The sequence below is a fragment of the Azospirillum agricola genome, from assembly GCF_020005195.1.
GTDB lineage: Bacteria > Pseudomonadota > Alphaproteobacteria > Azospirillales > Azospirillaceae > Azospirillum > Azospirillum agricola.
Window position 1 is genome coordinate 2,127,223 of sequence record NZ_JAIFZR010000005.1, and the last position, 24,566, is coordinate 2,151,788.

Below are 24,566 nucleotides of genomic sequence, written 5' to 3' on the forward strand. Positions count from 1 at the left end.
GGCACCCGGTATTGCGGTGATGAGCCCTTCGCCGGGCCGGTTTGGGATTGGCCGTGGAAATCAAGATTCTGGCGGATGGGGTGGGATTCGAACCCACGGTAGGCTTGCGCCTACGCCAGTTTTCAAGACTGGAGCCTTAAACCGCTCGGCCACCCATCCGGTGCGCGTTGAGCCGCAACGCGGAGGACCGAAGTAGCGAATGCGTGGCCTCGGGTCAAGCGTCGCGCGTCCTCACGCTTCACTGGCGGATTGGACGACCCAGAGTGCGCAGCCGCTTCACGGGCCTGGGCGGAGAGGGACTGTCGGAAAAATCGGGCAGGGCAGGGGCTCGGTTGATCGTTTTGCGGATCATCTCCGAGGTCGCCTCCAGATCCTCAAGGACCATTGGAAGCACCCGCCCTTCATACTGCGGGCGGCCCAGCCTCTCGCGGGTCTGGTCGATCACCCGCAACTCCGGCTCGAACAACTCGCGGGCGCCGATGGGAAGCACCTGGTCCTCGCGCATGCTGGCGAAATACCCGCGCGTCGCCCGCGCCATCATGCCCATCAGCAGCAGATCCATCCGCTCGAACTCGGACCGCAGGTCGGACAGCCTGGCGCCGTTGATGCCGCCCAGCCGCTCCTCGGTCAGGGTCAGAAGGGCACGGACCTCCTCCACCTTCCTGCGGAAATCGAGGAAGGACGAGAAACGGTCGTGACCGATGTCGCGCTGCGCGCGGTCGGCGAGACGGACGGCCTCCGCCGCCTGCCGCTCGATCGCCGACAGCAGCTCCTGAATCTCGCTCCGGCTGTAACCGCGTCTCCAGACCATGGCCGTCTTGCCGTTTCCGTGGAAGCGCGTCCGGCGCCGGGGGAAACCGGCAACCGGACGGCCTCATCCTATCCACGGAAACTTTAACGAAATGCCGCGCTGCGGATGATTGCGACACCAATCAGGCGTCGCGCAGTTCCAGCACCACCGGCGTGTGGTCGGACGCCTTCTCGCCGCCGCGCGGGCGGCGGTCGATGATGCAGCCGGCCAGGCGGTCGGCCGCCTGCGGCGAGAGCAGGAAATGGTCGATGCGCAAACCCTGGTCGCGCGGCCAGCAGCCGGCCTGGTAATCCCAGAATGTGTAGGCCCGGTCGTCGTCGTGCAAGGCCCGGTAGGCCTCCGTCAGGCCGAGGTTGATCAGGGCACGGAACTTGGCGCGGGTCTCCGGCTGGAACAGGGCGTCGCCGGCGAAGGCGGCCGGGCTGAAGACGTCGCGCGGCTCGGGGATGACGTTGTAGTCACCGCCCAGGACGAAGGGGATCTCGCGTGCCAGCAGCTCTCGGGCGTGGGCGTTCAGCCGGTCCATCCAGCGCAGTTTGTAGGCGAACTTCTCGCCCGGCACCGGGTTGCCGTTGGGCAGGTAGAGCGAGGCGATGCGCAGCCCGGCCACGGTGGCCTCGACGTAGCGGGCCTGCTCGTCCTCCGGCTCGCCGGGCAGGCGGGTCAGCACATCCTCGGCCGGGGTCTTCGACAGCAGGGCGACGCCGTTGTAGGCCTTCTGCCCGACCGCCTCGACGTGGTAGCCGAGTTCCTCGAAGGCCGCGCGGGGGAAGGCGGCGGTCTCGCATTTGATTTCCTGGAAGAGCACGACGTCCGGGGACGCCGCGCGCAGCCAGTCGGTGATCAGCGGAAGGCGGGCCTTCGCCGAGTTGACGTTCCAGGTGGCGATCTTCACGAAAATTCCGTCCGGTAGGCGGCGCCGGTCAGGCGGCGAAGGAGTTGCCGCAGCCGCAGGACGCGGTGGCGTTGGGGTTCTTGATCTGGAAGGCGGCGCCCATCAGGTCCTCGACGTAATCCAGCGTCGATCCGGCCAGCAGATCGAGCGAGGCGTCGTCGGTGACGACCTTCGTCCCGTCCTTCTCGAAGATGAAATCATCCTCGTTGGCGGTGTCGTCGAAGCCGAAGCCGTACTGGAAGCCGGAGCAGCCGCCGCCCGACACGGTCAGGCGCAGCATCAGGGCCGGGTTGCCCTCGTTGGCGACCAGGAAGGCGACGCGCTTGGCGGCGCTCTCGCTGACGGTCAGGACGCGGTCGCCGGTCTGTGGGGCGGTCTCGACGGGAATCGCGGTGTCGGGCATGGCGGTCGCCTCTGGTGCGATGCGGGAAGTTCCCAGGAATGTAGGGTGAATCCGGGGCCGCGTCAAAGTTCGGCCCCATCCGGTCACGTCATAGCACGCCTTCGCCGTTGCACCCGCGCCCCCCCATGGGTAGTGTCCGCCCCATGATGGCGGACTTTTCCCAGGAACGGCCGGCGCCCTACGCCTGCGACCCGGCGGACACGCGCGGACGGCTGGTGGCCGAGCCGGAAAGCCCGACGCGCTCGTGCTTCCAGCGCGACCGCGACCGCATCGTCCATTCCGGCGGCTTCCGGAAACTGAAATACAAGACGCAGGTCTTCGTCTACCACGAGGGCGACTATTACCGGACCCGGCTGACCCACAGCCTGGAGGTCGCGCAGATCGCCCGTTCCATCAGCCGCACGCTGGGCCTCAACGAGGATCTGGCGGAGGCGGTGGCGCTCGCCCACGACCTCGGCCACACGCCCTTCGGGCATGCCGGGGAGGAGGCGCTGAACGCCTGCATGGAGCCGCACGGCGGCTTCGCCCACAACGACCAGACCCTGCGCATCCTGACCCGGCTGGAGCGCCGCTACGCCGAGTTCGACGGGCTGAACCTGACCTGGGAGACGCTGGAGGGCGTGGTCAAGCACAACGGCCCGCTGCTGCCCATGCTGCCCGGCCGCCGCCTGCCGACCACCATCGCCGATTTCGGCGAGACGTGGGATCTGGAGCTGCACACCAACCCCGGTGCCGAGGCGCAGGTCGCGGCGCTGGCCGACGACATCGCCTACAACAACCATGACATCGACGACGGCCTGCGCGCCGGCCTGTTCACCGTGGACGAGGTGGCGGAACTGCCGCTGGTCGGCCCGGTGATCCGGCAGGTCTGCCAGCAGTACCCGAACCTGGAGCGCTCCCGCCTGATCCACGAGACGGTGCGGCGCATGATCAACGCCATGGTCGGCGATCTGCTGGCCGAGACCCGCCGCCGCCTCGCCGAGCACCGGCCGGGCAGCGCCGCCGAACTGCGCGCCCTGCCGCTGCCGATGGTCAGCTTCAGCCCGGCCATGTGGGAGGCGCATGGACCGGTCCGCGCCTTCCTGCGCCAGCGCATGTACCGCCACTTCCGCGTCAACCGCGAGATGAGCAAGTGCAAGCGGGTGGTGAAGGCGCTGTTCGACCTGTTCATGGCCGAACCCAACACCCTGCCGCCGGAATGGCAGCGCGACATCGCGCGGCACGGCGGCGACGCCGACCTTGCGGTGCGGGCGCGCCATGTGGCCGACTACATCGCCGGCATGACCGACCGCTTCGCGCTGGCCGAGTATGGCCGACTTTTCGACATGGATGCCAAGACCTAAGACGATGAATATTTTCAAGGCTTTCGAGAACGATATTCGCACGCTGCTGGATGAGCTGGCCGCCGAGGGCGCGATCCCCGCCGGTCTGGACAGCGGCCGTCTGACGGTGGAGCCGCCGCGCGAGGCGGCCCATGGCGACCTGTCGACCAACGCCGCCATGATCCTCGCCAAGCCGGCGAGGATGGCGCCGCGCGCGCTCGCCGAACTGCTGGTCGCCAAGCTGAGGGCGCGGCCCGACGTCGCCTCGGTCGAGATCGCCGGGCCGGGCTTCGTCAATCTGCGGCTGACTCCGGACGTCTGGCGCGACCGCGTCCGCGACGTGCTCAACGCCGGCACCGCTTACGGCGACAGCACGCTCGGCAAGGGCGAGCCGGTGAATGTCGAGTATGTCTCGGCCAACCCGACCGGCCCGCTGCACGCGGCGCACGGGCGCGGCGCCGTGTTCGGCGACGCGCTGGCGGCGCTGTTGGAGAAGGCCGGCTACGCGGTCACCCGCGAATATTACATCAACGACGCCGGCGCCCAGGTCGACGTGCTGGGCCGCTCGACCTACCTGCGCTACCGCGAGGCGCTGGGCGAGGACATCGGCACCATCCCGGCCGGCCTCTACCCCGGCGAATATCTGAAGGAGGTCGGCGCCGGTCTGGCCGACCGCGACGGCAACAAATGGGTCGGCAAGGACGAGTCCGAATGGCTGCCGGCCTGCCGCGACTTCGCCATCGGGATGATCATGGGCTGGATCCGCGAGGATCTCGGCGTGCTCGGCGTCACCATGGACGTCTACAGCAGCGAGCGCGCGCTGGTGAACGCCGGCGCGGTGGACATCGCGCTGAAGGCGCTGGAGGAGCGTGGCCTGATCTACACCGGCGTGCTGGAGCCGCCGAAGGGCAAGAAGCCCGACGATTGGGAGCCGCGCCCGCAGACCCTGTTCAAGTCCACCGACTTCGGCGACGACGTCGACCGGCCGCTGAAGAAGTCGGACGGATCCTTCACCTACTTCTCGAACGACATCGCCTATCATTTCGACAAGTACCGCCGGGGTGCGGCGAACCTGATCGACGTCTGGGGCGCCGACCATGGCGGCTACGTCAAGCGCATGCAGTCGGCGACCACCGCGGTGACCGAGGGCAAGGCCTCGCTCGACGTCAAACTCTGCCAGCTCGTCCACCTGATGCAGAACGGCGAGCCGGTGAAGATGTCGAAGCGGGCCGGCACCTTCGTCACGCTGCGCGACGTGATCGAACAGGTCGGCAGGGACGTCGTCCGCTTCATCATGCTGACCCGGCGCAACGACCAGACGCTGGATTTCGACTTCGCCAAGGTGACCGAGCAGTCCAAGGACAACCCGGTTTTCTACGTGCAGTACGCCCACGCGCGCTGCCGCTCGGTGCTGCGCCATGCGGCGACCGCGCTGCCGCATGTCGACCAGAACCCGGCGGCGCTCGCCGCCGCCGCCAATCTCGCCCGGCTCGACGCCGAGGAGGAGATGATTCTGGCCAAGCGGATGGCGACTTGGCCGCGCCTGGTCGAATCCGCCGCCGAGGCGCACGAGCCGCACCGCATCGCCTTCTATCTCTACGACCTCGCCAGCGAGTTCCACGCGCTGTGGAACCGCGGCCGCGACGACGCCTCGCTGCGCTTCCTGATCGAGGGCGACGAGGAGGTCACGGTGGCCCGGCTGGCGCTGATCGCCGCCGTGTCGACGGTGATCGCGTCGGGCCTGAAGGTGATGGGCGTCGAGCCGGTGGAGGAACTGCGTTCATGAGGGCCGGTTCATGAGGTATGAGGGCGACGTGAACTACGCCTCCAACCCCTACGGCGCCCCGCCGCCGCGTCAGGGTCCGGGCAAGCGCGGCCTGTTCGCGCTGGGCTTCGCCGTGGTCGGCATCGTCGCCTTCGCCGGCACCATCATCGTGAGCTACCGGGGCGGCGACCACGCGTCGTCGGACGGTCCACCGCTGTTGACCGCCGACGCGACGCCCGCCAAGTCGCGGCCCGAGCAGCCGGGCGGCATGGAGGTGCCGCACCAGGACAAGCTGGTCTATGAACGGCTGCACGACCGCGCCAGCGGCAATCATCCCACCGTCGAACGGCTGCTGCCGCCGCCCGAGGTGCCGTTGCCGCGCCCGGTGGTGACACCGGCGATGCCGGCGCCGGCGCCCCTGCCGAACGCCCCGACGGTGGCGCAGGTGCCGCCCCCGCCGCCGGGCGCGACCTCGACGGTTCCGCGCGACGCGATGGACGCGACGGCCATGTCGGCTGCGCCGGTCCAGGCTCCGGCGGCGCCGGCCGCCGCGTCAACCGCGAGGCAGGCCCCACCGTCGGTCGCGAAGCCGCCGGCCGCTCAGCCGGCCGTTGCCCAGCCTGTCGCTCCGCCCGCCGCCAAGCCGGCCAATCCGGTTCCGCAGACGGCGGCCCTGCCGCCGCCCAAGGCGGCGACACCGCCGGCTCCGATCAACGCGGCCAAGCCGGCGCCGGCTTCAGTCCCTGCCGCCGCCCAACCGCCGGCCCAGCCCGCGAAACCGGCGCCCGCCGTTGCCGGCGGCTCCGGATCCTGGCGGATCCAGCTCGCCTCGGTGCGCAGCGAGGCCGAGGCGGCGGCGGAGTGGAAGCGAATCTCCGGGCGGTACGCCGAAGCGCTCGGCGGGTTGTCCATGCAGGTCGCCAAGGTCGATCTCGGCGAGAAGGGCATCTTCTACCGTGTCCAGGGAGCGGGCGCCGACGAGGCCCGCGCGAAATCCATCTGCGCCCAGCTTCGCGCGCAAAACACGGGGTGTGTGGTTGTCCGTCCCTGATTCCACCGCCGCGACGAGCGGGGCGGCGACGCCCCACCCGCCGCGCGCGGTCGTCTTCGGCTGCGCCGGGCCGCTGCTCGCCCCCGCCGAGGCCGCCTTCTTTCGCGACGCCGACCCGCTCGGCTTCATCCTGTTCCGCCGCAACTGCGAGACTCCCGAACAGGTCGCCGCGCTGGTCGCCGACCTGCGGGCCAGTGTCGGCCGTCCCGACGCTCCGGTGCTGATCGACCAGGAGGGCGGGCGGGTTGCCCGCATGCGCCCGCCGCATTGGGCCGCCCACCCGCCGATGGGGGTGTTCGGGGCGCTCGCCGACCGTGACCGGGTCGCCGGCCGCGAGGCGGCCTGGATCAACGGCCGGCTGCTCGCCCACATGCTGGCCGAGGTCGGGGTGACGGTGGATTGCGCGCCGGTCTGCGACGTTCCGGTCGAGGGGGCCCACGACATCATCGGCGACCGCGCCTTCTCCCGCGACCCGGCGCTGGTGTCGGAGCTGGCGCGGGCAACGGCGGACGGGCTGCTGGCCGGCGGGGTGCTGCCGGTCATCAAGCACATCCCTGGCCACGGCCGGGCCTTCGCCGACAGCCACGCCGAGCTTCCGGTCGTCGACGCCCCGCGCGCGGCGCTGGAGGCGACCGATTTCGCACCCTTCCGCGCGCTCGCCGACCTGCCGCTGGGCATGGTCGCCCATGTCGTGCTGAAGGCGATCGACCCGGACGCCCCGGCCAGCACCTCGGCCAAGGTGGTGCGCGAGGTGGTGCGCGGCCCGTCGATCGGCTTCGACGGTCTGCTGTTCAGCGACGATCTGTCGATGAACGCGCTCGACGGCGGTGTCGCGGAGCGCGCCCGCTCGGTGCTGGCGGCCGGCATGGACATCGTGCTCCATTGCAACGGCGATCTGGCGGAGATGCGGGCGGTGGCCGCCGCCGTCCCGCCGATGAACGACGCGGCGCTGGAGCGCTGGGCGCGGGCGCGGGCAATGGCCGGCCGGCCGCAGCCAGCCGACCCGCGGGAATTGGCGGCGCGGCTGGCCGCGCTGCTCGGCCCGCTGGCGGCCTGACGAGAGGGAACGGCGATGGAGGAATGGATCTTCCGCGTGACGGCCGTGGCCCTTCCGGCCATCATCGCCATTACGCTGCACGAGGCGGCGCATGGATTCGTCGCATGGCGGCTCGGCGACGACACGGCCTACCGGCTGGGGCGCGTCACCTTCAACCCGCTGCGCCACATCGACCCGTTCGGGACGGTGCTGCTGCCGGCGCTGATGTACTTCACCACCGGATTCGTCTTCGGCTGGGCCAAGCCGGTGCCGGTCAATTTCGGCCGGCTCCATCACCCGCGCCGCGACATGGTGTGGGTGGCGCTCGCCGGGCCGGGCACCAACTTCCTGCTGGCGGTCGTCTCGGCGGTGCTGTGGGGGCTGGTCGATCCGCAGAACGGCATCGTCGAGGCGTGGCTGCGCGCGGCGTCCGAGGTGTCGATCCTCGTCAACGTCATCCTGATGGTGTTCAACCTGATCCCGCTGCCGCCGCTCGACGGCGGCCGGGTCGCGGTCGGCGTGCTGCCCAACGCGCTCGCCTTTCCGCTGGCCCGGCTGGAGCGGTTCGGCATGCTGATCCTGCTCGGCGCCTTCTTCCTGCTGCCGATGCTGGGACGCGAGTTCGGCTACGACCTCAACGTGATGACCTGGGTGCTCGGTCCGCCGGTGGACGCGGTGATCGAGTTCATCCAGATTCTGACCGGCAACGGATAGGGCGGGGCGCATGGTCACCGACCGTGGGGCGGCGGAGGCGGCGGATCCCATCGCCGCCTCCGACCAGCTCATGCTGGTCCTCGATGGCTTCGAGGGGCCGCTCGACATGCTGCTGGCGCTGGGGCGCGAGCAGAAGGTCGACCTCACCCGCATCTCGATCCTGGAGCTGGCCGACCAGTATCTGGCCTTCGTCGCCGAGGCTCGGAAGGTCCGGCTGGAGCTGGCCGCCGACTATCTGGTGATGGCGGCGTGGCTGGCCTACCTGAAATCCCGCCTGCTGCTGCCGGCGCTGGAGGACGAGGAGCCGTCCGGTGAGGACATGGCGGCGGCGCTCGCCTTCCAGCTCCAGCGGCTGGAGGCGATGAAGGAGGTTGCCGCCACGCTGTTCGCCCGCCACCGCCTGGGCCGCGACGTCTTCGCCCGCGGCGCTCCGGAGGACATCGACATCCGCCGCAAGTCGGTCTACGAGGTCACGCTCTACGACCTGCTGCGCGCCTATGGCGAGCACCGCAAGCGGCAGGAGGGCGGGGTCCTGCACATCGCCCCGATCCGCCTCTACTCGATGGAGGACGCCGTCCGCCGGCTCTCCGGCCTGCTCGGCCACATGCCGGACTGGGCCACCCTGGCGAGCTTCCTGCCCGGTGAGGAGGGCGGCCCGCTGCTGACCCGTTCCGCCATGGCGGCGCATTTCGCGGCGACCCTGGAGCTTGCCAAGGCCGGCCGGGTCGAGTTGCGGCAGGACGGCGCCTTCACCCCCCTCTATGTCCGCAGCGCCCGCCACGACCGTGATGGCGACGCCGGCGGCGAATGACCTGAGACGATGATCAAGGAAGTTACCAACCCCGAGGAGGTCGAGGCCCGCATCGGCAAGCTTCGCCTGCTCGAAGCCCTGCTCTTCGCCTCCGCCGATCCGCTCGACGAGGAGACGCTGGCGGCCCGCGTCGGTCCCGACGTGCCCGCCCTGCTGGAGGAGTTGCGCGCCCATTACGCGCCGCGCGGCGTCAACCTCGCGCGCACCGGGGCCGGTTGGTCCTTCCGGACCGCGGCCGATCTGGCGCCCCTGCTGCGCCAGGAGGAGGAGGTCTCCAAGAAGCTGTCCCGCGCCGCCATCGAGACGCTGGCCATCGTCGCCTACCACCAGCCGGTGACCCGCGCCGAGATCGAGGCGATCCGCGGCGTCACGACCAGCAAGGGCACGCTCGACATCCTGATGGAGCACGGCTGGATCCGCCCCGGCCGCCGCCGCGAGACGCCGGGCCGCCCGCTGACCTGGGTGACGACCGACCATTTCCTCGACCATTTCGGACTGGAGACGCTGCGCGACCTGCCGAGCGTCGAGGATCTGCGCGCCGCTGGCCTGCTCGATTCGCGGCCGGTGCTGCTGGGCCTGGGCGGGTTGGCCGACGACGCTCCGGCCGCGCCCGCGCCGGCCGACGAGGATTGACGCGCGTCCGTTCCGGTGAAGCCTTCGTAATCAAAAGGTTCCGCCGGCCGGCAGGCGTTGCGACGGAATGTCCTTTCTGCCATAGTGCCGGCCCGTCGCATGTTCGACCAATCGGGATACCGCGTCATGGGCAGTTTCAGCATCTGGCATTGGGTCATCGTTCTTCTCATCGTGCTGCTCCTGTTCGGCGCGGGGAAGCTTCCCAAGGTGATGGGCGATCTCGCCAAGGGCGTGAAGTCGTTCAAGGCCGGCCTGAAGGAGGAGGACGAGGCGTCCGATCCCGCCGCGACCGCCAAGGTCATCCCGAACCAGCCGGCCAACACGGTCGACCACGCGGCCAAGAAGGACGAGGCGGTTCGCGGCTGAGCGGGGGTGCCGACCGGCACCTCCCGGCCCCTATCGTCTCGGTGAAGCCGGAATACCATGTTCGATATTGCCTGGTCCGAACTGCTGCTGATCGCGGTCGTGGCTCTCATCTTCATCGGGCCGAAGGATTTGCCGAAGGCGATCTACACCTTCGGCAAATGGGTGCGGAAGGCGCGCGGTGTGGCGCGCGAGTTCCAGACCCACATCGACGACATGATGCGCGAGACCGAGTTGGACGAGCTTCGCCGCGAAGCTCTGAAGACCCGCGACATGAACATCAAGAAGATGATGGAGGACACCATCGACCCCAAGGGCGAGGTGTCCAAGGCCTTCGACGTCGGCTTGGCCGGCCATCCGGGCAGCCCGCCCGAAGCGGAGGCCAAGCCGGACCCCGGCGTAGCCTCCGCCGCCGATCCGGCGCCCCCGGCCGAACCGGCCGCCGCGCCGCCAGCCCCGGTCCCGGCAATCGAGACGGGCGCCCAGCCGACGCTCGAACCATCCGACAAGCCGGCGTCCGCGCCGGTTCCCGTTCCGGCGGCTTCCCACCCGACGGACAAGCAGGCGTAAAGACGATCCCATGACCGGCGACACGCAGGACGACCTCGAAGACAGCAAGATGCCGCTGATCGATCACCTGATCGAGCTGCGCAACCGGTTGATGTGGGCCATCGGCGCGATCCTGATCGCGTTCCTGCTGTGCTACGCCGTCTCCGACAGGATCTACAATTTCCTGGTCCAGCCGCTGGCCGACATCCTGGCCGGGCAGGGCCGGCGGATGATCTACACCGGCCTGACCGAGGCCTTCTTCACCTATGTGAAGGTGGCCTTCTGGGCCGGCTGCTTCATCTCCTTCCCGATCGTCGCCAGCCAGATCTGGATGTTCGTCGCCCCCGGCCTCTACAAGCACGAGCGCCGGGCCTTCCTGCCCTTCCTCGCCGCCACCCCGGTGCTGTTCCTGACCGGCGCGGCGATGGTCTATTACTTCATCTTCCCGATGGCGTGGCGCTTCTTCCTCGGCTTCGAGTTCCACCCGGACGGCGCCGCCGCCGCCCTGCCCATCGAGTTCGAGGCGCGCGTCGGCGAATATCTGCATCTGGTGATGTCGCTGATCTTCGCCTTCGGCATCGCCTTCCAGTTGCCGGTGCTGCTGACCCTGCTGATCCGTGCCGGGCTGATCACGACGGAGATGCTGGCCTCCAAGCGCCGCTACGCCATCGTCTTCGCCTTCGTGATCGCCGCCGTGCTGACCCCGCCGGACGTCATCAGCCAGGTCAGCCTCGCGATTCCGCTGCTGGCGCTCTATGAGATCTCGATCCTCATCGGCCGCCGCATGGAAAAGAAGAAGGCCGCCGCCGAAGCGGAATGATTTGGGGTGGACCGACGGGCGGGCGCTTGACCTTCCGTCCCTCCGGGCAAGAGTCCGTCCCTCTTGTGGACAGCCTTCCAAACTCGCGCTAAAAGCACGGTTCGGCTGGAAGAGCCGCGCCGTGTTTCCGGAGTCCCGACCGTATGCAGACCGCCAACGACATTCGCCGCACGTTCCTGGACTATTTCGCCAAGCAGGGCCATCAGATCGTGGAGTCGTCGCCGCTGGTGCCGCGCAACGATCCGACGCTGATGTTCACCAACGCCGGCATGGTGCAGTTCAAGAACGTCTTCACCGGGGCGGAGCAGCGGCCGTACAAGCGGGCGACCACCTCGCAGAAATGCGTGCGCGCGGGCGGCAAGCACAACGACCTCGACAATGTCGGCTACACGGCGCGCCACCACACCTTCTTCGAGATGTTGGGGAACTTCTCCTTCGGCGATTACTTCAAGGACGACGCCATCGCGTTCGCCTGGAACCTGATCACCAGGGAATACGGGCTTCCCGCCGACAAGCTGCTGGTGACGGTCCACAGCAGCGACGAGGACGCCGCCGCCATCTGGCGCAAGGTCGCCGGCCTGTCGGACGACCGCATCATCCGCATCCCGACCGACGACAATTTCTGGCGCATGGGCGACACCGGCCCCTGCGGCCCCTGTTCCGAGATCTTCTTCGACCATGGCCCGTCGATCGCCGGCGGCCCGCCGGGCAGCGCCGACCAGGACGGCGACCGCTTCATCGAGATCTGGAATCTCGTCTTCATGCAGTACGAGCAGCTCGGGCCGGACAATCTGGTTCCGCTGCCCAAGCCGTCGATCGACACCGGCATGGGGCTGGAGCGTCTGGCCGCCGTCCTGCAAGGCAAGCACGACAATTACGACATCGACCTGATGCGCGCCCTGATCGTCGCGTCGGCCGAGGCGACCAAGACCGACGCCGACGGCGCCCACGCCGTATCGCACCGGGTGATCGCCGACCATCTGCGGTCCTCCTCCTTCCTGATCGCCGACGGCGTGCTGCCGTCCAACGAGGGCCGCGGCTACGTGCTGCGCCGCATCATGCGCCGCGCCATGCGCCACGCCCACATGATCGGCGCGCGCGAGCCGCTGATGCACCGTCTGGTTCCGGCGCTGACCCAGCAGATGGGCGACGCCTATCCCGAGCTGAACCGCGCCCGCGCCCTGATCGTCGAGACCCTCAAGCTGGAGGAGACCCGCTTCAAGCAGACGCTGGAGCGCGGGCTGCGCCTGCTGGAGGACGAGGTCGGCCACCTGGGCGAGGGCCAGCCGCTGGCCGGCGAGGTCGCCTTCAAGCTGTACGACACCTACGGTTTCCCGCTCGACCTGACGCAGGACGTGCTGCGCGGGCAGGGGCGGGCGGTCGACGAGGCCGGATTCAAGGCGTCGATGGACGAGCAGCGCCGCAAGGCGCGCGAATCCTGGGCCGGCTCGGGCGAGGTCGGCACCGAGAAGCTGTGGTACGAGATCAAGGACGAACTGGGCGCCACCGAGTTCTTCGGCTACGACACCGAGGTCGCCGAGGGCAAGGTGACGGCCATCGTCAAGGGCGACGCCCGCGTCGACAGCGCGGCTGCCGGCGACGAGATCCTCGTCGTCGTCAACCAGACGCCCTTCTACGGCGAATCGGGCGGTCAGGCCGGCGACACCGGCGTGATCTTCTCCGCCGAGGGCACCGAGTTCGCCGTCTCCGACACCCAGAAGAAGCTGGGCGCCGTCTGGGCGCACGCCGGCACCGTCACCAAGGGCACGCTCAAGGTCGGTGACGTGGTGGAACTGCGGGTGAATTCGGAGCGCCGCTCGGCGATCCGCGCCAACCATTCGGCCACCCACCTGCTGCACGAGGCGCTGCGCAACCGGCTGGGCGACCACGTCACCCAGAAGGGGTCGCTGGTGGCGCCGGAGCGTCTGCGCTTCGACATCAGCCAGCCGACCGGCCTGAGCGCGGCCGATATCGCGGTGGTCGAGGACGAGGTGAACCGCCGCATTCTCGCCAACAGCGAGGTGATCACCCGCCTGATGTCCCCCGACGAGGCCCGCGCCCAGGGCGCCATGGCGCTGTTCGGCGAGAAGTACGGCGACGAGGTCCGCGTCGTCTCGATGGGCGGCCCGCACGGTGAACTCGACCGCGACTATTCGATCGAGCTGTGCGGCGGCACCCATGTGCGGCGCACCGGCGACATCGGCCTGTTCAAGATCGTCTCGGAAGGCGCCGTCGCCGCCGGTGTCCGCCGCATCGAGGCGCTGACCGGCACCGGCGCCAAGGCGTGGCTGACCGGACGCGACCAGCTGCTGGCGGAAGCGGCTTCGGCCCTCAAGGTCAAGCCCGACGAGGTTCCGGCGCGTGTCGCCGCCCTGGTCGAGGAACGCCGCAAGATGGAGCGCGAGCTGGCCGAACTGCGCCGTCAGGTGGCGATGGGCGGCGGCGCCAAGGCCGAGGGCGGCGGTGAGGCCAAGGACGTTGCCGGCGTCAAGCTGCTCGCCCGCGTGGTCGAGGGCCTGCCGGCCAAGGATCTCAAGCCGATGGCCGACGAGCTGAAGAAGCAGGTCGGCTCTGGCGTCGTCGTGCTGATCGCCGGCAACGAGGGCAAGGCCTCCATCGTCATCGGCGTCACCGAGGATCTTACCGCGAGCCTCAGCGCCGTCGATCTGGTCCGCGCCGGTGCCGAGGCGCTGGGCGGAAAGGGCGGCGGCGGCCGGCCCGACATGGCGCAGGCCGGCGGCCCCGACGTGTCGCTGGCCCCGGCGGCGATCGAGGCGGTCGAGAAAGCCATCGCCGCCAAGAAGGCGTCCTGATCGAACCACGGCCCCCGCGCTGACGCCGGGGGCCGTTTTCACGTCCGGATGCTTCGTGGTCTCAACAATGGACCATCCCGCCTTTCCATTCGCCGTTACCGAATGGAGCGCCGTTTCCGTCACCGAGCGTTTCGGCGAGACCGGCGCCACCCTGTTCATCGTGGATCGAGGACCAAGCACCATGCGCTTCACCGGAACCGACAGCTACGTCGCCACCGAGGATCTGATGGTGGCGGTTAACGCCGCGGTGGCGCTGGAGCGCCCGCTGCTGGTCAAGGGCGAGCCCGGCACCGGCAAGACCGTGCTGGCGGTGGAGATCGCGCGCGCGCTGAACCGGCCGCTGCTCTCCTGGCACGTCAAGTCGACGACCAAGGCGCAGCAGGGGCTCTACGAATACGACGCGGTCAGCCGCCTGCGCGACAGCCAGCTCGGCGAGGCCAAGGTCCACGACATTTCCAACTACATCGTGCGCGGCAAGCTGTGGGAGGCCTTCGAGGCGCCGGTGCCGCCGGTCCTGCTGATCGACGAGATCGACAAGGCCGACATCGAGTTCCCCAACGACCTGCTGCTGGAACTCGACCGCATGGAGTTCCACGTCTACGAGACGCGCCAGACCATCAAGGCGGCCAAGCGGCCCATCGTCATCATCACCTCGAACAACGAGAAGGAATTGCCGGACGCCTTCCTGCGCCGCTGCTTCTTCCACTACATCCGCTTCCCCGACCGGGCGACGATGGAACAGATCGTCGAGGTGCATTACCCCGGCCTGAAGGCGGCGCTGCTGCGCGAGGCCTTGAACCTGTTCTATGACCTGCGCGAGGTGCCCGGGCTGAAGAAGAAGCCCTCGACCTCGGAGCTGCTCGACTGGATCAAGCTGCTGATGGTCGAGGACATCGACCCGGAAACCCTGCGGGCCAAGGATGCGCGCAAGCTGATTCCGCCGCTGTGCGGCGCCCTGCTTAAGAACGAGCAGGACGTCCACATGCTGGAGCGGCTGGCTTTCCTGGCCAAGCGCGGGGATCGCTGATTCGCGGATGACGAGAAAAATAGTCAAGATTCGTCACGTTCTGTTTTTCATCATCTTTCAACGAGCTCTCATCGGGACGTGACTCCGTTGATCGTACAACTAATATCGCCTGGACGCTTGGGATTCTCCCGCGTCGCCAACCGGCCAGGGAGTTGTGACGATGCATCGATGGGTGAAGGAAACGGCGCTGGGGGTCGGCATCCTGGCCGCTCTCGCGATACCGGCGGCGGCGGCCGCGGCGCCCGCCTGCGCGATCCCGGCCGGCGGCCCGTCGGTCACGCTTCCCGTGGTGACGCCGAACGGGCAGGCGGTCGAGGCCGACCCGGTCCGGAACGCCTACCGGGTCAACATCTCCGTGGGCGGCATGGCGGCGCACACGGTCGAGGTCGACACCGGCTCCACCGGCATCGTCGTTCCCTGGACGGCGGTTCCACCCGACCTGTGGAAGGCCGCAGCCGGCAACCCCACCCATATTCTTTACACCAGCGACAACGAGTATCTGCACGGCCGGACCATTCAGGCGACCGTTGCGCTCGGCGTGCCGAAGCCGCCGGCCGGGGTGGCTGCGGCGCAGCCCTATCCCACTACCGGCACCATCGATCTGATGGCCGCCGATTGCGTCTGCAAGCTGGATTCGACCGACTCGGGCGGCGGCACGGCGCAGCCTCGCCCGGCCGGCGGCGGATCGGCGTGCGGCGACCTGAACGGAACGCGGTCCGATCCCCAGGTCAACAACTCTCCGTTGTTGAACAGTTGCGTGCCGGTCGATGACGGCATGGGCATGATGGGGGTCGGCTACGCGCGCGGCGGCCGGTCGTCGAGCATGAACAGCTTCCTTCGCCTCGCCGCGATGGACGGCGGCGCGATGCATCCCGGCTACATCATCACCCAGTCCAACATCCAGCTGGGCCTGACCGGCACCAACACGACGGGCTTCGCCTTCACGCAGCTGACGCCGTCCGCGATGCCGGCCCCGTCCAGCCATGTGAAGGAATGGAACGAACCGCCGGTCACCATCGCCTTCCAGGCTGGGGAGCCGAAACCGGCGCCGCTGACCGGCAGCCTTCTGCTCGACACCGGCATCGCCGACATGCTGCTGACGGTCCCGACCGCGCAGCGCCCCGGCGGCCTCGTCGTTCCGGGATCGAGCCTCGGCCAGAAGCCGCCGGTCATCGGGGACGTGGTTCCGGCGGGCACCCCCTTCACCGTGACCGTCACCAACGCCGACCACGCGCCGATCCTCAGCTACCAGGCCACGATGGGCGGCGCCCCTCCGAGCCCGACCTATGGAAGCTGGCGCGGCGCCACGGCGACCGCGAACGCCTTCAACCTCGGCCGGCACGCGTTGGCGGCGGCGAACTACGCCTACGACGCCCAGTGCGGTCGGTTGGGTTTCCAGCAGGTCGCAGCGAAGAAGTGACCTTCGGCGGCGGCGGGGGCTTGACCCGCGCCGCCACCCCGGTTATCCCATGAGCATGACCCACGCACATCTCATGCGAATGCGAATTACCGGCCCGGCGCTCTGAAGCGCCGGTTGTTTGCCGCTCGCGTTCGTTGATTGTGTGGAGTGTGTGGCGTGTCGCTGCACGGTGCGGTTCCCGGAAACCTCGATCCGGTTCTCATACTGACTGACGCTTCGATCCGTGGGACCACGATTCCGCGCTGCGGAATCGTGCCTGGCGAGCGAATGCGGGGCTCGGCGCGAATTATCTCCCCGGTCCGCTGAGGCGGTCCGGGTCACGCCCGACATTTCCCGACCGTTCGTTCCCAAGGAATCCCCCGATGCACACCGCGCATGCCGATGCCGCGCGCACGCTTTCCGTCTGCGCCTCATCCGAAGACCGTCTTCCCGCCTGGCTGCCGCTGAGCGCCGTCACCGACGCGGCGGAGCGTCTGGCCGGCCACATCGTCCGCACGCCGCTGCTGCATGCCCCGGCGCTTGGCCGCGACCTCTGGCTGAAGGCAGAAACCTTCCAGGCCACCGGCGCCTTCAAGGAGCGTGGCGCCTTGAACCGCCTGCTGCGCCTGACCGTTCCCGAGAGGGCCGGGGGGGTGATCGCCATGTCGGCCGGCAACCACGCGCAGGGCGTGGCGCTGCACGCGCGGCGCCTTGGCGTCAAGGCGACCATCGTGATGCCGGAGACGGCGCCGCGCTGCAAGGTGGAGCGGACGGCGGCGCTTGGCGCCGAGGTGCTGCTGCACGGCACCACGGTGGGCGACGCCAAGGGCAGGGCTCTGGAACTGGCGGCCGAGCGGCGCCTGACCTTCCTCCACCCCTACGACGATCCCGACGTGATCGCCGGGCAGGGCACCGTCGGGCTGGAGGTTCTCGCCGACCGGCCGGACGTCGAGACGCTGGTGGTGCCGGTCGGCGGCGGCGGGCTGCTCGCCGGAATCGCGGCTTCGGCCAAGGCGCTGAAGCCGTCTGTGCGGGTGGTCGGCGTGCGGCTGGCCCGGCGCGGCGGCCCGACGCTGGCCGACGGCATCAACGTCCACGCGCTGGGCAAGCTGCCGCTGGAAATCGTCGCCACGCTGGTCGACGATCTGGTCGAGGTCGAGGAGGGTGAGATCGCGGCGGCGATGCGCGCCCTCCACGGTTCCTTCGGCGTGGTGGCCGAGGGGGCGGGAGCGGCGGCGGTGGCCGCCTGCCTGTGCGGCCGGCTCGGCCGGACCGGGCGCACGGTGGCGGTGCTATCCGGCCGCAACGTCGACGGCGACACGCTGGCCCGGACCCTGGCGGCGGCGTAGGATCGGCGGATGGTGCCGAACAGCCGGGGGCGGGAGCATGACGGGAACAGAGGGGTTGGCGTCCACGGTCCGGGCGATGCGCCCCTTCGTGCCCGCCAGGGACTTCGGTGAAAGCCAGCGCTTCTATGCGTCTCTCGGATTCCAGGCGCGTCCGCTCGGGGACGGGCTGGCCGAACTGCGGTTGGGGCAGGGGGCCTTCTCGTTCCTGCTCCAGGATTTCTACGTCAAGGAGTTCGCGGAAAACCTGATGATGCATCTCCTGGTCGAGGACATCGACCGCTGGTGGCGTCACATCGAATCCCTGGCGCTTGGCGAGCGGTTCGGGGTCATTCCTCCGCGGCCGCCCAAGACGGAGGAGTGGGGGATGCGTGTGGTCTATCTCTGGGATCCGGCGGGTGTGCTTTGGCACATCGCGGCGGACGCGTGATTCCGGAATCCGGTACCAAAGGGCCAGCCGGAACGTCGCTGCCGGAACGTCGCTGCCGGGACGTCGTTGCGGCGGATTTCCTAACTCTTCATTGCACCGCAGCAAAGCATGGAAGCTATGATGCGGATGATCTATATTGGGAAGCGCATGTAAAAAATCCCCGAAGGCGCCGAGAGGTGATTGATATGGCGGATGATTTCTCCCACACCATTTCGTCATCCCCTGCGTCGGTAATTTACGAACGCCCGAAGGCCGCTCACAGTTTCTTTGATAACCTGCAAGGGCAACTGTTCGGCGTCGTCATGACGTCCTTCGGTATTGCCATTCTGCATGCCGCCGGCTTGATCACCGGGCAGGCGGCCGGGCTGGCCTTTGTGATTTCCTACGCGACAGGCATAAATTTTGGAATTCTGTTCTTCCTGGTCAATCTGCCCTTCTATTTTCTTGCCCTGGCGCGGATCGGGGTGCGCTTCACCGTCAGCTCCCTGATTGCCGTCACCGGCATCTCGCTGCTGTCGAGCTTCCTGCCCAGCGTCATGAGTTTCAGCAGCATCGATCCCTACGCCGCCGCGGTGCTGGCCGGCTTCTGCGTCGGGATCGGCGTGATCGGCCTGTTCCGCCACGGGGCAAGCGGCGGCGGGGTCGGCATCCTTGCCTACTACGTGCAGGAGAAGACGGGCTTCCGCGCCGGGTGGCTGCAAGCCCTGTTCGATGTGGCGGTCTTCTCGGCCGCCGCCTTCGTGGTGGATCTCCAGGCGCTGGCGGCCTCGGCCCTCGGGGCGGCGGTGCTGAACGCCTTCGTGTCGTTCAACCACCGCGCCGACTGGTACGTGGCGCGCTAGGCGTGCCCCGGAAAGGGGCGGGTCACTCCCGCCCGAGCACCCGATCCACCACCGTGTCGGCCCATTCGCGGGAGCGGAAGCTGGCCTTGGCCTCGACCGGGTCGTAGACCCGCTCCACCCAGTCCCAGAAGGCGATCGGCCGCTTCTCGTTGTAGGCGGCGTAGAGATCGAAGAAATAGTCCAGGATCCCGGTCTTCGCCTGCTTGAAGTGGCCGTACTTCCAGGAAAGCTGCTTCATCGCCTCGGGCAGCGGCTGCTGCTCGTGGACGAACATGAACAGGGTGGACATGAAGCCGGCGCGGTCGGCGCCCGACTTGCAATGCATCAGCGCCGGATACTGCATGGTGCGGAACAGTTCGCGCGCCTTCAGAAGGGTTTCCTTCTTCGGCATGTCGCGGGAGTTCACCGGAAAGTCGACCAGTTCAAGCCCGTGCAGTTTGCAGGCTTCCGCCTCCAGGATGTAGGAGGCGCAGTCGCGCCCGCCGCGCAGGTTCAGGATGGTGCGCACACCGTTGCGCGCCGCCGCGGCGATGTGCGAGGGCGAGGGCTGGCTCGCCCGGTACATGTTGGGCGAGATGCGGTAGGTGTTCGAATAGATCAGCCGGAAGCAGGCGTGGTCGATGAACACGCTTTCGAAATGGCCGAGCCCCCGCTGCCAGGGGGAGGCCATGCGGCCCCGCCCACGCTTGATGCCGTCCGCGAGCGCCGTGGTGATGCGGCGCAGAAACCATTTTTTGGCCAACGGGAACCCTTCCGGATGCTACGGGCGCCAACATAGGCGGGCGGCGGGCGGCGTCAAGCGGCCTCGCCGGTGAAGCGGCCCTGCAAACGCCGGTAGATGCCGTAGCGGGCGCCCAGCGCCAGCACGATCTCCATGTACAGGTTGATCAGGCCGTTGGCGTAGAAGGCCGGACAGCCGGTGTAATGGCGCTCTCCCGCCATGGCGGTCGGCTCGATCAGGTCGGGGTTCAGCAGGATGACGTTCTGGTCCTCGTCGTAGACGAAGGCGCTCTGGTCGGGATCCAGCGGGTGGATGGCCTGATGGTCGTCGGCCTCGATCCGCCCGGCGGCCATGAACTGGCACAGCATGCCGAGGCTGCCCATCGCCAGCGGCAGGATCTGCTTCAGGCTGCGGCGCGCCAGATCCTCGTAGTCGGCGGCGCTGAGGCCCGGGCGCAGCAGCGGCGCCGATTCCAGCAGGTTCCAGCAGACGTGCAGGGCGGTGTGGCTGCCGGTCTTGGTGATCGACACCATGTCGTAGCCGGACGGCGAATGCAGCACGGAGCTTTCCAGCGCCTGGGCCAGCAGGTAGGAGGCGGCGGCCATCTCGCTGATGGTGCCCTCGGCACGGCAGCGGTCCTCCTCGACCATCACCTTGACCGCCCACTCCTTGATGATGGCGTCGAGCAGATGGCAGATGGAATCGCGCAGGAAGCCGACCAGACGGTCGGGATCGGCCGCGTCCAGCGCGGCCGGGTCGGTGACGTCCAGCCCATGCGGCGAATCCGGCGGGTTGGGCAGGATCACATGGCCGTCGTCGTCCAGCGGCATGCGGGCGACGATGTGGTCGCGCAGGTCGCCGTACAGCATCGCCAGCAGCGTGTTGATGACGACCTTCTCGTAATCCTCCTTGCGGGTGTCGGCGTGGACCGGGCAATGGCCGCCGAGCGCCTGCAACTCCTCGCCGAACAGATAGTTCGGGTCCTCGGCGATGCGGTGGAGCAGGGGGGCGAGGTTGATCCGCGTCATCCCCGCCTCCTCGTGCGCGGCGAGGTAGGCGAGGGCGAAATTGTTGGCGCGGGCCATGGGCTCAAGCCTCCTGCAAACGGTCGTAGGCGTGGTAGTCGAGCGCCAGCCCGGCGGCGATGTCGAGGTACAGCTTGATCAGCCCGGTCGTGTAGAAGGCCGGACAGCCGGTGTAGTAGCGCTCGCCGGGCTTGGCGAAGGTCACGATGGGGGCGCCGTTCAGGCGGATCAGCCCGGCATCGTCCAGCACGAAGGCGGTCTGGTTCGCGGGCAGCCGGTGCACGGCGAGCCCGTCATGCGGCTCGATCCCGCTTTCCTCCATGTAATGCACCAGCATGCCGAGGCTGGCCATGGAGAGCGGCAGGATCTGCTTCAGGCTGCGGCGGACGAGGTCGTCGTAGAAGGCGGCGTCGCGTCCCGGCACCAGCAACGGCGCGGCCTCGACCAGCGCCCAGCAGATGTGGATCGCGGTGTGGCTGCCGGTCTTGGTGATCGACAGCATGTCGTAGCCGGCGCGCTGGTAGAGGGAGGACTCCTCCAGCGCCGTGCGCAGCACGAAGGTCGCCGCCGCGTCGAGGGAGATCTCGCCCGAGCCCAGCGAGCGGTAATGCTCCTCCTCCTTCAGCAGTTCGACGACCCAGCCGCTGATCAGACCGTCGAGCAGGTGGCAGGTGGCGTCGCGCAGAACCGAGCAGAAGACGTCGGGCGCCGCCGCCGCCATGGCGTCGCGGTCCGCCGGATCGAGCCCGTGGGGCGAGCGCGGCGGGATCGGCAGCATCAGCTGCCCGGACTCGTTCAGCGGCATCTTCAGCGCGATGTGGTCGCGCAGGCGGTTGAACAGGAAGGCCAGCAGCGTGTTGACGAGGATCTTGTCGGCGTCGTCCTGCGGCAGGGCGGGGGCGCCGCCGTCCTCCCCCTTGTGGAAGGGGCATTGTCCGGCCCCCTGCTTCAATTCCTGGCCGAACAGATAGGCGGGGTCGGACTGGATGCGCTGGAGGATGTGCGCGACCGACACCCGCGTCAGCCCGCCTTCGCCGTGGGCCGCGTTGAAGGTTTGGGCGAAATCGTTCGAGCGGGACTGCGGAGGCTGGGACATCGGCACGTCTTCATCGCGGAGAGAAATGGGGCAGCGCCCGTACCCTAAGGTCAAAGCGCCGCTCCACGCAACGGAGCCCCGCCGGAACCGCCGGAAAGTGCCGAATTTGTCGCGTTGCCGGATGAAGATCCCGCCTTCGGCACCCGGAAAGGCTCCATGGCCGCTGCCGCAAGGCCCCTGTGTGGAAACGGCGTTTGCGGAAACGGGGAATTCCGGCTTTTCCTTCCGTGCAGACAGATTTTGGGGGATGCCTTGCCTGACCGTTCGACGCCTGACCGTTTGCCCCTGCCGCGCGCCGTCCTCTACGACTGGGACAACACGCTGGTGGACAATTGGGGCACCGTGCGCTCGGCCCTGAATCACGCGCTGGTTTCCTTCGATCTGGCCCCGTGGAGCGAGGAGGAGGCGCGAATCCGCATCAAGCAGTCGCTGCGCGACAGCTTCCCCCGTATCTTCGGCGAGCGCTGGACCGAGGCCCGCGACCTGTTCTACGCCTATTTCGCCGCGCATCACCTCGACCATCTCCGCCCGCTGCCCGGCGCCGAATCGCTGCTGCGGAGCTTCGCCGAGCGCGGCGTCTACCAGGCGGTGGTGTCGAACAAGAACGGGAAGTTCCTGCGCGCCGAGGCGGAGGCGCTGGGCTGGACCGGCTATTTCGGCCGGCTGGTCGGCGCCCAGGACGCCGCCTTCGACAAGCCGCACGGCGCGCCGGTGCTGATGGCGCTGGAGCCGGCGGGACTGCCGCCCGGCCCGGACGTCTGGTTTTTGGGCGACGCCGACATCGACATGGAATGCGCCCATGGCGCGGGGCTGGTTCCGGTGCTAATAGGGCTTGGCGAGGGAAGCGGTTTCGAACGGTTTCCGCCCGCCCACCGTCACGCCGATTGCGAAGCCTTGTGTGGCTTGGTTGGCGGCGGTGGTGATACCATATCCGTCCAGTCGGGTGTTTGAGACGGTGTCGAGACACACCAAACCGACGGCTTGAACGGGGAGCGGACCGCCTGTCGCAAGGGGTCCCAAGAACATTGAAGAAGGGGGCATATAAATGTCTGAAAAAAGCCAGAACGTCCAGGACGTGTTTCTCAATCACGTCCGCAAGAACAAGACTCCCGTTACCGTCTTTCTCGTGAATGGCGTGAAACTTCAGGGCATCATCACTTGGTTCGACAACTTCTCGGTTCTGCTGCGGCGCGACGCGCATTCGCAGCTGGTCTACAAGCACGCAATTTCGACGGTCATGCCGGCGCATCCCATTCAACTGTTCGAGCCGCCCAAGGAAGGTGAAAGCGTCTGATCCCTTGACCAATGGCGAAGGCTCGGCACCGCTGGGTGCCAGCCGGGCCATCGTGGTCCACCCCGTCCTCCGCCAAGAGGCGGACGGGGCCATCCGTCCTCCCGAATCCCGTCTGGAGGAAGCGGTCGGTCTTGCCCTGGCGATCGAGCTGGACGTCGTCCACGCCGAATGCGCCAAGGTCAACCGCCCGCAACCCTCGACCCTGCTCGGCTCCGGCACCGTGGAGCATCTGGCGGAGCTGGTGGAGGAGCACGAGGCGAGCCTCGTCATCCTCGACCACGCCCTGTCCCCGGTGCAGCAGCGCAACCTGGAAAAGGCGCTGAAGGCCAAGGTCATCGACCGGACCGGCTTGATTCTGGAGATCTTCGGCGCCCGCGCCCGCACGCGGGAAGGCATGCTCCAGGTCGAGCTGGCCTCGCTGACCTACCAGAAATCCCGGCTGGTCCGCTCCTGGACCCACTTGGAACGCCAGCGCGGCGGCTTCGGCTTCCTTGGCGGTCCCGGCGAATCGCAGCTTGAGATGGATCGCCGCCTGATCGGCGACCGCATCATCAAGATCAAGAAGGAGCTGGAGGAGGTGCGGCGCACCCGCGGCCTGCACCGCAAGGCGCGCGCCAAGGTGCCCTACCCGGTGGTGGCGCTGGTCGGCTACACCAACGCCGGCAAGTCCACCCTGTTCAACCGGCTGGCCAACGCCGACGTCTTCGCCAAGGATCTGCTGTTCGCCACGCTGGATCCGACCATGCGGCAGGTGACGCTGCCGTCGGGGCGCAAGGTGATCCTGTCGGACACGGTGGGCTTCATCTCCGACCTGCCGCACGGCCTCGTCGCCGCCTTCCGCGCCACGCTGGAGGAGGTCGACGCCGCCGACATCATCCTGCATGTCCGCGACATCGCCCACATCGACAGCGACGCGCAGCGGGCGGACGTGCACGCGGTGCTGGCCGACATGGAGATCGACCCGGACAGCGACGACCGCGTGATCGAGGTGTTCAACAAGATCGACGCGCTCGACGCCGACAGCCGGGCGGCGGTGCTGGCCCAGACCGCCCGCAACCCGCGCGCCGTGGCGGTGTCGGCCATCACCGGCGAGGGGTTCGACGCGCTCGACCGGCTGCTGGACGAACGGATGAACGTCCACCGGCAGGTCGTCGACCTGACGGTGGCGCTCGGCGACGGGGCGGCGCTCGCCTGGCTCTACGCCAAGGGCGAGGTGCTGGACCGCCGCGACGACGAGGAGCAGGCGCATCTCCACGTCTCGCTCGATCCCGCCGATCTGGCGCGGTTCGAAAAGAGGTTCCAGCCGTCTCAGCAGTGACCCTGTTGCGATTCTGGTGCTCACCGAAAGAGAAGGGGTGCGACGGGGGCTATGACCCGTTGCATCCCACTCCGGTCTTAAG

At 68.4% G+C, this 24,566-nt stretch carries 25 protein-coding genes and 1 tRNA gene; 19 read left to right on the forward strand and 7 right to left on the reverse strand.

The features are described 5' to 3' along the window. Positions 1 to 69: 69 nt before the first annotated feature. From JN22_RS25045 to erpA, 4 genes are all read right to left on the reverse strand, one after another. Positions 70 to 159 (reverse strand) — tRNA-Ser (locus tag JN22_RS25045). Between the two features lie 79 nt (positions 160 to 238). After that, positions 239 to 811, reverse strand: coding sequence for a hypothetical protein (locus JN22_RS25050; protein WP_085556475.1), 573 nt, complete (start codon positions 809 to 811; stop codon positions 239 to 241). A gap of 121 nt (positions 812 to 932) precedes the next feature. Continuing rightward, on the reverse strand, positions 933 to 1,706 hold the full coding sequence (locus JN22_RS25055; protein WP_085556476.1) for an exodeoxyribonuclease III: 774 nt from the start codon (positions 1,704 to 1,706) through the stop codon (positions 933 to 935). Between the two features lie 28 nt (positions 1,707 to 1,734). Further along, positions 1,735 to 2,109, reverse strand: a complete 375-nt coding sequence (gene erpA / locus JN22_RS25060) for an iron-sulfur cluster insertion protein ErpA (protein WP_085556477.1) — start codon at positions 2,107 to 2,109, stop codon at positions 1,735 to 1,737. A 143-nt stretch (positions 2,110 to 2,252) separates the two neighbouring features. Here erpA and JN22_RS25065 point away from each other — a divergent pair, with 143 nt between their 5' ends. The 16 genes from JN22_RS25065 to JN22_RS25140 all read left to right on the forward strand — a co-directional run bounded on the left by JN22_RS25065 (position 2,253) and on the right by JN22_RS25140 (position 19,030). Next, entirely contained in the window at positions 2,253 to 3,452 is a 1,200-nt protein-coding gene (locus JN22_RS25065) for a deoxyguanosinetriphosphate triphosphohydrolase (RefSeq protein WP_085556478.1), read from the forward strand. Positions 3,453 to 3,456: 4 nt separating this feature from the next. Then, entirely contained in the window at positions 3,457 to 5,217 is a 1,761-nt protein-coding gene (gene argS, locus JN22_RS25070) for an arginine--tRNA ligase (RefSeq protein WP_085556479.1), read from the forward strand. Positions 5,218 to 5,227: 10 nt separating this feature from the next. Further along, positions 5,228 to 6,247: an SPOR domain-containing protein gene (locus JN22_RS35020; protein ID WP_085556480.1), complete on the forward strand. Its 1,020-nt coding sequence runs from the start codon at positions 5,228 to 5,230 to the stop codon at positions 6,245 to 6,247. Further along, positions 6,234 to 7,304 carry a beta-N-acetylhexosaminidase gene (nagZ, locus tag JN22_RS25080; protein WP_085556481.1) on the forward strand — a complete coding sequence of 357 codons (1,071 nt, stop codon included), beginning with the start codon at positions 6,234 to 6,236 and terminating at the stop codon, positions 7,302 to 7,304. Before JN22_RS35020 ends, nagZ begins: the two co-directional genes overlap by 14 nt. A 15-nt stretch (positions 7,305 to 7,319) precedes the next feature. After that, a complete protein-coding gene (locus JN22_RS25085; RefSeq protein ID WP_085556482.1) occupies positions 7,320 to 7,997 on the forward strand; it encodes a site-2 protease family protein in 678 nt (225 codons plus the stop codon). A gap of 10 nt (positions 7,998 to 8,007) precedes the next feature. After that, the gene (locus JN22_RS25090; RefSeq protein WP_085556483.1) at positions 8,008 to 8,808 is read left to right on the forward strand and encodes a segregation and condensation protein A; all 801 of its coding nucleotides are present in this window, start codon (positions 8,008 to 8,010) and stop codon (positions 8,806 to 8,808) included. A 9-nt stretch (positions 8,809 to 8,817) separates the two neighbouring features. Then, a complete protein-coding gene (gene scpB / locus JN22_RS25095) occupies positions 8,818 to 9,441 on the forward strand; it encodes an SMC-Scp complex subunit ScpB (RefSeq protein ID WP_085556484.1) in 624 nt (207 codons plus the stop codon). A gap of 126 nt (positions 9,442 to 9,567) precedes the next feature. Further along, the gene (locus JN22_RS25100; RefSeq protein WP_085557341.1) at positions 9,568 to 9,807 is read left to right on the forward strand and encodes a twin-arginine translocase TatA/TatE family subunit; all 240 of its coding nucleotides are present in this window, start codon (positions 9,568 to 9,570) and stop codon (positions 9,805 to 9,807) included. 57 nt (positions 9,808 to 9,864) lie between these two features. Then, on the forward strand, positions 9,865 to 10,374 hold the full coding sequence (gene tatB / locus JN22_RS25105) for a Sec-independent protein translocase protein TatB (RefSeq protein ID WP_085556485.1): 510 nt from the start codon (positions 9,865 to 9,867) through the stop codon (positions 10,372 to 10,374). A gap of 10 nt (positions 10,375 to 10,384) precedes the next feature. Then, positions 10,385 to 11,173: a twin-arginine translocase subunit TatC gene (tatC, locus tag JN22_RS25110; protein WP_085556486.1), complete on the forward strand. Its 789-nt coding sequence runs from the start codon at positions 10,385 to 10,387 to the stop codon at positions 11,171 to 11,173. A gap of 143 nt (positions 11,174 to 11,316) precedes the next feature. Further along, complete coding sequence (alaS, locus tag JN22_RS25115) at positions 11,317 to 13,986, forward strand: alanine--tRNA ligase (RefSeq protein WP_085556487.1); 2,670 nt, start codon at positions 11,317 to 11,319, stop codon at positions 13,984 to 13,986. Positions 13,987 to 14,167: 181 nt separating this feature from the next. Continuing rightward, positions 14,168 to 15,013, forward strand: a complete 846-nt coding sequence (locus tag JN22_RS25120; protein WP_085557342.1) for an AAA family ATPase — start codon at positions 14,168 to 14,170, stop codon at positions 15,011 to 15,013. A gap of 160 nt (positions 15,014 to 15,173) precedes the next feature. Then, complete coding sequence (locus JN22_RS25125; RefSeq protein WP_143268409.1) at positions 15,174 to 16,433, forward strand: hypothetical protein; 1,260 nt, start codon at positions 15,174 to 15,176, stop codon at positions 16,431 to 16,433. A gap of 362 nt (positions 16,434 to 16,795) precedes the next feature. After that, the gene (locus tag JN22_RS25130) at positions 16,796 to 17,761 is read left to right on the forward strand and encodes a threonine ammonia-lyase (protein WP_085556489.1); all 966 of its coding nucleotides are present in this window, start codon (positions 16,796 to 16,798) and stop codon (positions 17,759 to 17,761) included. 55 nt (positions 17,762 to 17,816) lie between these two features. Beyond that, positions 17,817 to 18,188 (forward strand): VOC family protein, encoded by a 372-nt coding sequence (locus JN22_RS25135; RefSeq protein WP_211099685.1) that lies wholly within the window; start codon positions 17,817 to 17,819, stop codon positions 18,186 to 18,188. A 185-nt stretch (positions 18,189 to 18,373) separates the two neighbouring features. Further along, positions 18,374 to 19,030: a YitT family protein gene (locus JN22_RS25140; protein WP_223677877.1), complete on the forward strand. Its 657-nt coding sequence runs from the start codon at positions 18,374 to 18,376 to the stop codon at positions 19,028 to 19,030. Positions 19,031 to 19,052: 22 nt separating this feature from the next. On the opposite strand, the gene JN22_RS25145 is transcribed toward JN22_RS25140, so the two are convergent. The 3 genes from JN22_RS25145 to JN22_RS25155 are packed head-to-tail and all read right to left on the reverse strand — an operon-like array spanning position 19,053 to position 21,872. Then, positions 19,053 to 19,772: a fused DSP-PTPase phosphatase/NAD kinase-like protein gene (locus JN22_RS25145; protein WP_085556492.1), complete on the reverse strand. Its 720-nt coding sequence runs from the start codon at positions 19,770 to 19,772 to the stop codon at positions 19,053 to 19,055. Between the two features lie 53 nt (positions 19,773 to 19,825). Further along, the gene (locus JN22_RS25150; RefSeq protein ID WP_085556493.1) at positions 19,826 to 20,836 is read right to left on the reverse strand and encodes a hypothetical protein; all 1,011 of its coding nucleotides are present in this window, start codon (positions 20,834 to 20,836) and stop codon (positions 19,826 to 19,828) included. Between the two features lie 4 nt (positions 20,837 to 20,840). Then, a complete protein-coding gene (locus JN22_RS25155; RefSeq protein ID WP_085556494.1) occupies positions 20,841 to 21,872 on the reverse strand; it encodes a hypothetical protein in 1,032 nt (343 codons plus the stop codon). 252 nt (positions 21,873 to 22,124) lie between these two features. Here JN22_RS25155 and JN22_RS25160 point away from each other — a divergent pair, with 252 nt between their 5' ends. The 3 genes from JN22_RS25160 to hflX all read left to right on the forward strand — a co-directional run bounded on the left by JN22_RS25160 (position 22,125) and on the right by hflX (position 24,484). Beyond that, a complete protein-coding gene (locus JN22_RS25160; protein ID WP_223677878.1) occupies positions 22,125 to 22,823 on the forward strand; it encodes an HAD family hydrolase in 699 nt (232 codons plus the stop codon). 94 nt (positions 22,824 to 22,917) lie between these two features. Next, positions 22,918 to 23,166 (forward strand): RNA chaperone Hfq, encoded by a 249-nt coding sequence (hfq, locus tag JN22_RS25165; RefSeq protein WP_012974114.1) that lies wholly within the window; start codon positions 22,918 to 22,920, stop codon positions 23,164 to 23,166. 52 nt (positions 23,167 to 23,218) lie between these two features. Then, positions 23,219 to 24,484 carry a GTPase HflX gene (gene hflX / locus JN22_RS25170; protein WP_179166273.1) on the forward strand — a complete coding sequence of 422 codons (1,266 nt, stop codon included), beginning with the start codon at positions 23,219 to 23,221 and terminating at the stop codon, positions 24,482 to 24,484. Positions 24,485 to 24,566: the final 82 nt, after the last annotated feature.